The following is a 1,649-nucleotide window of genomic DNA, read 5'->3' as shown; positions in this document are numbered from 1 at the left end:
CCCGGCCGGCCGGCTCCCCGGCCGCGCAGGCCGTGGCGGCGGCGCTGGAGCACGAGTCCATCAACCTGCTGGGCCTGCACTGCCACATCGGATCGCAGATCTTCGAGCCCGAAGGCTTCGCGCTGGCGGCCGAGCGGCTGCTCACGTTCGTAGCCGAGGTCAAGCGGGTCCACGGCGTGGACCTGCATGAACTGGACCTGGGCGGCGGTTACGGCATTGCCTACACCGAGGCCGACAGCCCCCGCCCGCCGGCGGAACTCGCCCAGGCGATGGCCGCCGTCGTGCGCTCCGTCACGGAGCGGCTGGGCATCCCGGTGCCGCGGATCTCGATCGAGCCGGGCCGGGCCATCGCCGGGCCCAGCACGTTCACGCTCTACTCGGCCGGCACCCGCAAGACCGTCCAGGTGGACACGGAGGGCGGCGGCAGCAGCCCGCGGCGCTACGTGTCCGTGGACGGAGGCATGAGCGACAACGCCCGGCCGGTGCTCTACGACGCCGACTACTCGGCGGCGCTGGCCTCGCGTGTGACGGACGCGGCCCCGATTATTTCCCGCGTGGTTGGTAAACACTGCGAGAGCGGTGACATTGTAGTCAGGAACGTTTACCTGCCCGAGGACATCGAGGCAGGGGACCTGCTGGCGGTGCCGGCGACCGGGGCCTATTGCTGGGCGCTTTCCAGCAACTACAACTACGTTGCCCGGCCACCTGTGGTTGCCGTGCGCGGCGGCGAGGCACGGTTGATCATTCGAGGCGAGACCGAAGCCGACCTGCTGGCCCGTGACCTGGGCTGACCGCCGGCCGGGCAGCAGTTATTGCGAGTAAGACTAAGACTGAGAGTTTGGGCAGCATGAAAACGCTGAAGGTAGCACTGTTGGGATGCGGAAATGTCGGCGCCCAGGTGGCCCGCATCCTGCTTGACGACGCCGACGTGCTCGCCGCGCGGACCGGCGCGCGGCTGGAGTTGACCGGCATCGCGGTGCGCAATGCCGCCGCCAAACGGGCCGTGGAACTGCCCGCAGAGCTGTTCACCACCGACGCCGCGACGCTGGTCAAAGACGCCGACATCGTGATCGAACTGCTGGGCGGCCTGGAACCGGCCCGGACGCTGATCCGCACCGCGATCGCCAACGGGGCCGCCGTCGTCACCGGCAACAAGGCCCTGCTGGCCGCCGACGGCCAGGAGCTGTACGCCCAGGCCGACGACGCCGGCGTCGAACTCTCCTTCGAGGCGGCCGTGGCCGGGGCCATCCCCATCCTGCGGCCGATCCGCGAGTCGCTGGCGGGGGACCGCGTCACCAAGGTGATGGGCATCGTCAACGGAACCACCAACTACATCCTGGACCAGATGGATTCCACCGGCGCCCAGTTCGGCGAGGCGCTGGCCGCCGCGCAGGAGCTCGGCTACGCCGAAGCCGACCCGACCGCCGACATCGAAGGCCATGACGCCGCCGCCAAGGGCGCGATCCTGGCCGGGCTGGCCTTCCACACCGCGGTCGACCTGGCCGACGTCCAGTGCCAGGGCATCAGCTCCGTCTCCGCCGACGACATCGCCGCGGCCCGGGACGCCGGTTACGTGATCAAGCTGCTGGCGATCGCCGAGCGGCTGAGCGGCGCCGACGGCCGCGAGGGCGTGTCCGTGCGCGTCCACC

Annotated in this window: 2 protein-coding genes; both read left to right on the top strand. The window is 70.4% G+C overall.

The genetic code is table 11. The features are described 5' to 3' along the window. Positions 1 to 791 (top strand): diaminopimelate decarboxylase family protein (locus AC5RUJ_RS16000; protein ID WP_494156211.1); only part of this gene is annotated, 791 nt, incomplete at its 5' end. 56 nt (positions 792 to 847) lie between these two features. After that, positions 848 to 1,649, top strand: an 802-nt coding sequence (locus AC5RUJ_RS15995) for a homoserine dehydrogenase (protein ID WP_494156212.1), incomplete at its 3' end; no start/stop codon positions are given.

It is taken from the genome of Arthrobacter sp. Y3223164 (genome assembly GCF_059091005.1).
Note: the sequence above shows the minus strand (reverse complement) of the source record. Positions and strands in the feature narration are given on the sequence as shown.